Annotated in this window: 4 protein-coding genes; all 4 read right to left on the bottom strand. The window is 62.7% G+C overall.

What is annotated here, in order from left to right:
• Positions 1 to 252: 252 nt before the first annotated feature.
• The gene (locus tag IAE39_RS09240) at positions 253 to 1,434 is read right to left on the bottom strand and encodes a hypothetical protein (RefSeq protein WP_201201501.1); all 1,182 of its coding nucleotides are present in this window, start codon (positions 1,432 to 1,434) and stop codon (positions 253 to 255) included.
• A gap of 63 nt (positions 1,435 to 1,497) precedes the next feature.
• Positions 1,498 to 1,965 carry a VOC family protein gene (locus IAE39_RS09235; protein ID WP_201201500.1) on the bottom strand — a complete coding sequence of 156 codons (468 nt, stop codon included), beginning with the start codon at positions 1,963 to 1,965 and terminating at the stop codon, positions 1,498 to 1,500.
• A 110-nt stretch (positions 1,966 to 2,075) separates the two neighbouring features.
• A complete protein-coding gene (locus tag IAE39_RS09230) occupies positions 2,076 to 3,695 on the bottom strand; it encodes an NADP-dependent glyceraldehyde-3-phosphate dehydrogenase (RefSeq protein ID WP_201201499.1) in 1,620 nt (539 codons plus the stop codon).
• A 146-nt stretch (positions 3,696 to 3,841) separates the two neighbouring features.
• Positions 3,842 to 7,669, bottom strand: a complete 3,828-nt coding sequence (locus tag IAE39_RS09225; RefSeq protein ID WP_201201497.1) for a leucine-rich repeat domain-containing protein — start codon at positions 7,667 to 7,669, stop codon at positions 3,842 to 3,844.
• Positions 7,670 to 7,913 lie beyond the last annotated feature (244 nt).

Here is a 7,913-nt window from a genome sequence, read left to right as displayed (position 1 = left end):
TACATTGAACGGTGGTATGCACCGGCATCGCTGGGTCGGCGCCGGCCCTTGCAGGAGCGGGTTTACCCGCGAAGAGGCCGGGCCTGCGGGCCAGTATCCCTGGATGTTTGCCGTTGCGGGCGCCACCGTATTCGCGGGTGAACCCGCTCCTACATTGATCGGTGGTGCACACCGATATCGCTGGGTCGGTAAGGCCGTTGTAGGAGCGGGTTTACCCGCGAAGAGGCCGGGCCTGAGGGCTCGCATGGTTATTCAGCGCTCACGCATGAAGAAGCCTGCGACGAACTTGCGGAAGGTTTCCAGGCTTTTGAAGTCGGCGTAGCGCTTGAAGTTCTCGGCATCCGGCTCGGGGCCGATCGGTTGTTCCAGCAGGGATATCGACAATACCCGGTCCTGGTCGGAGGTCATGACCAGCTCATCTGCCACCTGACCGCCAATCACCGGGCGGCGCATCTGTACTTTCACGCCTTTGCTGGCCATCCAGTCGATCAGCGACACCAGGGCCTTGAGTGGCTCGCGTTCCTCGTCGCGATACACCGGGAACAGGTGGGCGCGTGACAGCACCGGCACGCTGGCCACATGGATCAGTTCGTAGTAATGGCTGCCGGCACTGGTCGGTGAATAGAGCATCAGCGCCAGCAGCGGCCCGCTGGTGCGGTTGCCACCCCAGTACAGGTGGTGCCCCTGGAAGTCGAAACCGTCTTCGCTGCGATTGTTGAACAGCTTGCGCCCCTTGATCTGGTCGACACAGTCCAGCAACAGGCCGTGGCGGCGGTGGTTGCCGAACACCGTGGCTTCGCGCAGGCGGGACTTGAGCATCATCATGTGCTTCATGTCCAGGCGGGTTTCCAGGTAGTTGCTGGCCGGCACCCGCTCCAGCAGCGGGTAGCGGCTGGCCACGCTGCGCAGGTCGGCAAACTGTACGGTCAGGTCCTTCTTCAGGTGCGTGGCATACAGGTTCAGGCCGCTGGTTTCGAGCCAGGTCAGCAGCAGCGACAGCAGGCGTTGCTGTTCGCGCCGCTCGCTACCTTCGCCGCCAGCACTGGCGGTGCTGGCACGGAAGTCGCCTATCAGGCGCAGCGGTGTGTCGGGCGGTAACCAGGCGGCAGGTGGCGCGGGGTCGTTTTCCCGTTCAGCCGCCTCTCGTTCGTCCTTGGTGAACGGGCAGCCGGGCGCGTGTTCGGCTGTGCCCGGGTTGTTCTTCAGAAACAGCGTGCCGGTGTTGCCGTTCAGGGTGACATTGAGCACCGGCAAGGCGTCGTTGCGGCAGTCACAGGCCAGCCAGTGGTTGGCGTTGCGCACCTTCATCAGCAGCTGGTTGGCCTGCAGCAGGCGCGGGCCAACCAGGCTGCCGGTGGCAAAGCCGACCAGCAGCTCTTCTTCGGCGGGGGTCAGGCTGCGCACCTGGGCGGCGGTTTTGTCGATGATTCGCATGAAGCAGCTCCAAGCTACGAGCCCCAAGCTTCAAGCAAAGTCGCGCCGCTTTCAACTTGCCGGTCAGTTGCCGCCGAACATCTTCGCGGCACGGGCGCGGATTTCGTCAGGGGTCAGGTCTTCCTTGTGGGTAGAGACAAACCAGATGTTGCCGAACGGGTCCTTCAAGGTACCGCTGCGGTCGCCATAGAACTGGTCGGTCAAGGGGTGCAACTGCGTGCCGCCGGCAGCCAGGGCCTGAGCGTAGACCTTGTCGCAGTCTTCGACATACAGGTGCAGGCCCACGCCGGCGCCGTTGAGCTTCTGGCTGGCAGTGAGGCCGCCTTCCAGGTCGCAGGGGTCGCCCAGCATCAGCGAGGAATCGCCGATCTTCAGTTCGGCATGGCCAACGCGCCCGCCGGGGGCGTCAAGGCGGAACATTTCTACTGCGCCAAAAGCCTGCTTGTAGAACTCGATGGCTTTGGCGGCGTCGTTGATGGCCAGGTACGGGGTGATGCTGTGCTGGCCTTCGGGGATGGGTTTGACTGCCATGTTCGACTCTCCTGTGCAGTGGGCGCCGGTTGGCGCCCTGTTGCTTAGAGTCGTTTGCACAGATGGAAAATCGACAGCGGTGCTAGACCGATTGTCTATAAGCGCGGCGCTCAGAAGATGTAGTCGGTGGTCAGGAAGCTCGACTGGCGGTTGCGGATGATTTCGCTGATCAGTGCCTTGTTGGCCTCCTGGAAGCGCGTGGCGACCAAGGTACGGATCGAGAACACACGCAACGCATCATGCACCGACAGGGTGCCTTCGGCGCTGTTCTTGCGGCCGTTGAACGGGTAGGTGTCGGGGCCACGCTGGCACTGCGCATTGATGTTGATGCGCCCGACCTGGTTGGCGAAGGTGTCGACCAGGCTGCCGATGGTTGCCGGGTCGTTGCCGAACAGGCTCAGTTGCTGGCCGTAGTCGGAGTCCAGTACATAGTCGATCACCGTCTGCAGGTCGCGGTACGGCACCACCGGCACCAGCGGGCCAAACTGTTCTTCGTGGTACACGCGCATGTCGTGGTTCACCGGGTACAGCAAGGCCGGGTAGAAGAACGAGCCGCGGCTGTGCCCGCCACCTTCGTTGAGTACCTGTGCGCCTTTGGCCTTGGCGTCCGCGACCAGGCCGTCGAGGTAGTCGACCTTGCCCGGCTCGGGCAGCGGTGTCAGTGCCACGCCTGGCTCCCACGGCATGCCGGGCTTGAGTGCGGCGAGCTTGCGCTGGAACTTGTCGAGGAATGCCTCGACCACGTCTTCGTGAACGAACAGGATCTTCAGTGCCGTGCAGCGCTGGCCGTTGAAAGACAGTGCGCCGGTGACGGCCTCTTCGACGGCGTTGTCGAGGTCGACCTGGGGCAGCACGATGCCCGGGTTCTTGGCATCCAGGCCCAGCGCCGCGCGCAGGCGGTGCGGGCGCGGGTGCAGTTTTTTCAGGTCGCTGGCGGCTTTGTGCGTGCCGATGAAGGCGAACACATCAACCTTGCCACTGGCCATCAGCGCGCTGACGGTTTCCCGGCCACGGCCGTAGATGACATTGATCACCCCCGGCGGGAAGCTGTCGCGGAACGCTTCGAGCAACGGCCGAATCAGCAGCACGCCGAACTTGGCCGGCTTGAACACCACGGTGTTGCCCATGATCAGCGCCGGGATCAGCGTGGTAAAGGTTTCGTTCAGCGGGTAGTTGTAGGGCCCCATGCACAGCGCCACGCCCAGCGGTGCGCGGCGGATCTGGCCCAGCGTGCCTTGTTCAAGCTCGAAGCGACTGGAACGGCGGTCGAGGTCCTTGAGGGCATTGATGGTGTCGACGATGTAGTCGCAGGTGCGGTCGAATTCCTTTTCCGAGTCTTTCAGGTTTTTGCCGATTTCCCACATCAGCAGTTTGACCACGGCCTGGCGCTGCTCACGCATGCGTGCAAGGAAGGTTTCGACGTGCTGGATACGTTCGGCCACGCGCATGTTCGGCCAGGCGCCGCGGCCCTTGTCGTAGGCCTGCACGGCGGCGTCGAGGGCGGTAAGCGCGGTGTCGGCATCGAGCAGCGGGGCGCTGCCCAGCAGCACCTGGCGCTCCTCGGTACCCTCCTTGAGCCAGACCGGGCTGCGCACTGTGGCCAGCGGGCCGTCCCAGCGCTTGAGTTCGCCGTTTACCAGGTAGTCGCGTTGTTCCAGCGGGGCTCCCAGGCGCCAGGTTTCCGGGATGTTCTCGGCGCTGGGGAACAGTGAATCGAGCAGACGGTCCATGGGTACTGCACCTCACATGACAGGGCGGGTATTTAGCCGGTGAAACGCTTCAGCTGCGAGCATGCACCGGCTGCCGGAAAAACACCAGTCTGGCTCAACATGGCCCACGGTGCCTGCCTATGCGCCGGCAGGCACCGTGGGCAAGGTCAAAGCGGCAGGTTGAACAGGTTGTACGGTGGGTGCGAAAGCCATTCTTCGCGCAATACCGCGTCTGCATCGATCACAGCAAGGCGGCGCCAGAACTCTCCGCGGGCCTGTTGTGGGTGTGACAGGAAGGGTTCGCTGTCCAGCAATGGCCGAAGGTCGCGCCGATACTGCAGTGGCAAGCGTTGCCACAAGGCGGTTTCTGCCGGTCCCGTCTGGTAAAAGAATTCCTGATAGTCACTTTCACTGACCATCAGGTCTACCTGGTGTGTGGCGTTGTAGGCATCGATTTCGGCCAGTGCCGTTTCGCCCAGCCACTCGCTTTCAAGGCGCAGGGCGTCGGCGACAGGGCGTGAAACATTGAACGCGACAGGCAGCCGACGGAACTGGTTGGCCGAAAGATCGAGCATGAATGGCTCGTCGACAAAGGCCAGGCCCCGTGGAAGTTCGGTGAGCGAACAGCCCGACAGGAACAAGGTTTTAAGCTGCGCAAGCCCGGTCAAGTCCGGTGCCACCAGCAGTGGGTTGTCGGTCAGATCAAGCACGCTGAGTGCACTGTACTGGTTGAGTGTTTGCTGAGCCTGTTCATCCCAGGTTATGCGGTTGCTGTCCAGGTCCAGCCAGCGCAGCTGTTGCGGGCGTGCCAGGCGCGGTAACTGGTCGAAGCGGCAATTGATCAGTAACAGGCGCTTGAGATCGGGGAAACGCTCGAGGAATTCGGCGGGCAATTGGCTGAGCGTGTGGTTGTTGCTGAGCGAAAGTTGCTCTACATGGGCGAAGTCGTCGGGTAAGGCAAGGCTGGCCAGGTCTTCGTTGCGCAGGTCGAGGTTGGCCAGGTCAAGCTTGTACAGGCGCTCGCCGCCCTGAAGGGTCAACCTTGAAAGGCGCCGCCAGGCGTTGATGATCGGGCGGATGGCGCGGTGGCGCTGGTGTGGGTTTGCCGGGTTTGGCCTTGCCCATTCCTCAAGGTGGTTGCGCAAGCTATCCAGACGTTGTTGCAGGTCGCGTAGCCGCTCGCTGGCCGAGCGCATGTCATACAGGTTGGGATCCTCCTGCTCGTCGCCCAGCCAGTCGGCAAACTCTGCATCGGTGGCCTCGGGGAAAATGCGCCGATAGCTTTGTACCAGCGAGCCTGTCTGGCGTGGGTGAGCCGGCAGCGGCGCCAAGGGGCGGCCACCGCGTAGCCAGCCTTGGGGTTTACGCCGCAGCGCACCCGGCCCCCAGAGGCGCTGCTGAAGCACCGGACGATGTTCATCTACCCATGCCATCAGGCGTTGGCGTAATACGTTGCCGTTGCTTTGCACAATACCCAGGGCTTCGCGCTGTCGGCTTGGTAGTGCCTGCTCCACGGCGCGGCACAGGTCCGCATCACGTCTGGCCGGAGCCGGGCGATCACCCAGATCGGCTTCATACCCTTCGGCAGACTTGATTACCCGGCACAGGTTGCTGGCGCCTTCACTGCCTGCGTGATCCAGCAGCGGGCCATCCGGGCTTGCGCCACGCAGCTCCAGGCGCAGTTCTGCAGGCCAGTCGGGCAAGGCATCCAGCGTACTGAACAGCAGCCGTTCACTGTCGCTGCTGGCCAGCGCCGGTTGCAGTACACCTTCCAACGCGCGGACCAGCGGCAGTTCGCTGTGCAGCTGTTCGATCTGTTGGCGAACAGCTACCGGAAGCTCACCGTGCTGTTGCCAAGCGAGTGCTTCGGCGCTCTCCAGTGGCGCCAGCATGCGCCTTGACAGGGATGGGGAGAGGCGAGGGTAGGCGGTGAGCAACTGCTGCTCTGCCGGGCTGATGGGCGTAATACCGTTATAAAGCTGCTCGAACAGACCTGGCGTTGCTGTTGCGCCTTGGGCCTGTACTTCGGCCTGTGCCGCCATGCGCTGCAAGGTATCAAGAAATAGCGGTGGCGCAGGCTGGCCTTGCAGATGCACCTGGCGCAAGCGCTCGGCGTCGAGGCCACAGATGCGAGCGGCCTGCTTCAGTTGCTGAGGGGCGAACGCTGCAAAGGGCTCACCCAGGCGGCGCGCGAGGGTTGAAAATGACCACTCGGCCGGTTGTTCATGCTGGCCGTGCCAGGCGCCTTGGCCATTGTGCTCCAGTGGTGGTTGCCAGGCGTCTGGTACATCCGGGTGGACGATGCGCCATTGCTGGCTGGAGGCATCGTAACGCTGCTCGTAGAGCTGGCCGTCCATGCGGATGAAGTGACGCCCCTGGTGCAAGTACTGGCCTTGGGCATCGGGCTGCAGGTTCTCTGGCAGTTCCACCCTACTGCGATAGGGCGTGAGGTCTTTGTTCCACAGCCGGTAGCGCCCGTCGCTGCCACGCACTTCCTGCAGACTCTGCAGTAACGGGCTGTTGAACAGCTTGGGGAGCACTTTGCCCGCAGCGACGAAGCCGCCAATCAGTGCCAGATTAAGGCCGACCGCCTCCAGATGCTGCAGTGCCAGATGGCGGTCGCCGGCTTCCCAGGCCTCGTAGCCCTCGAAGGCTTCGCCCAGCAGCTGGCATGCGGTCACGGCCAGCATCAGGGTGCCGACGGCGGGTATGAAGAAGCCGGCGATGTTCAGGGCGTCCAGGCCGAGGTTCTCCCATTCTTCCAGGCGCCTGGCGCGGGCATTGGCATCTGCCTTCGCGGTTGGTACCGCAAGCAGGCTGGCTTCATGCTTCAGGCGCACCACGTGCAGGTCGTGATAGAAGCCGAACGGCTCGGCCGTGATTGCCTGACGTGTCGGGCGCAGGTCGGCGTGCGAGGCGCGCTGCCAGGGTTGGTCAAGGGCGCAATTGCCAGTGGCATCGAGGTTCTGTTGCAGCAAGTCAAGAAAATGCGCCCGTTCATCCTGCGTGATGTAGGCCGTGAAAGCCTTGCGCGCGGCGGGCTCCAGCAACAAGGTCGCCAACGCTTCGTGCACCGCTTCAAGGTCGTTGCATTGGCGCAAGGCCGGTTCATGGCCAGGCAAGTACAGCGCCAGCCCCGTGCGGCCAACGTCGATCAGCATCACGTCGTGCAGGGGGGTGCCGAACAGTGCCAGTTGCCAGCACCGCACGCTGCCGCCTTGCAGTAGACGCTCGATTGCATCCCGTGCGTTGCCGTCCAGCAGGTGTTGCAAATAGGCAAGGTCGGCCGCCAGGCGCAGGCGGTCCTTGTGTACGCGCATGGCTTGCGTGCGGACGGCGGGTGGGGCGAAGTGCTGCGCCAGGTGGGCCTGGTAGGCGCCGCCCAGGTCCAGCGCCCGGCACAGCGTGGCGAACGTTTCGGGGGGCAGTGGCAGGCGCGCTACCTGATAGCGCTCCGAACTCAGCGCAAAGTGTGCGGCCGGTGCTTGTAGGCCAATGGGCGCTGAGCCTTGTAGCTCAACCTTTGTGACCTGAATGTCGTCACTCAAGGCAATGGCGCTGTCGGCGGTAAAGGCCTCGTCATCAGCGAAGTTCTGCAGGGCGGCCTGCAAAAGGTGGTCGCGGCGATGACTGTTGAGATAACGCAAGCCAACCCAATGCCAGGTGCGTTCAACCCGCAGCAGCTCACAGTCGCGCAAAGGTACATGAACGCCGTGTTCGGCAAGGGCATCTTGCAGCAACGGCTCGGCAAACTCGCTGATCTGCCTGAGCCCCTTGAGTGAGCGGGCCAGGGCTGCTTGCGAACGCATCAAGCGTGCATGGCTGGCGTGCACCGCCTGGCGCAGATCCGGCGCGGCGTTGGCGAACCAGTCCTGTCTCTGCCACTGCGCGTCGTGGCTTTGCTTCAAGGCTGCCCAGTGACTGGGCGCTGCCTGGCGGGCCCAGTGGGGTAACTGGGCCTCAAGCAGCGCTTGGTGGGGATTGTTGGCCGGCATGTCGATGCTCCTGTTATGCAAAGGAGGCATCAAACGCTAATTGGCAATAGCGAAGTGGTAATAGGGTATCGCGTGGATGCGGCACGCTTATAGCTATGTTTTATCCAGCCTGGCATTTTGTGGAGGAAATTTGACGCCATGAAACTTCTTCAAATGCTATTGAAGTGCCACTTGCCAAAGTGTTTCGTGGCATCTTAAATTGTTACTGAATGTGAGGATTTCAATGTGCGGTTTTCCTTATATA

Origin of the sequence: Pseudomonas sp. S37 (genome assembly GCF_016658545.1) — a bacterium.
Lineage (GTDB): Bacteria > Pseudomonadota > Gammaproteobacteria > Pseudomonadales > Pseudomonadaceae > Aquipseudomonas.
Note: the sequence above shows the minus strand (reverse complement) of the source record. Positions and strands in the feature narration are given on the sequence as shown.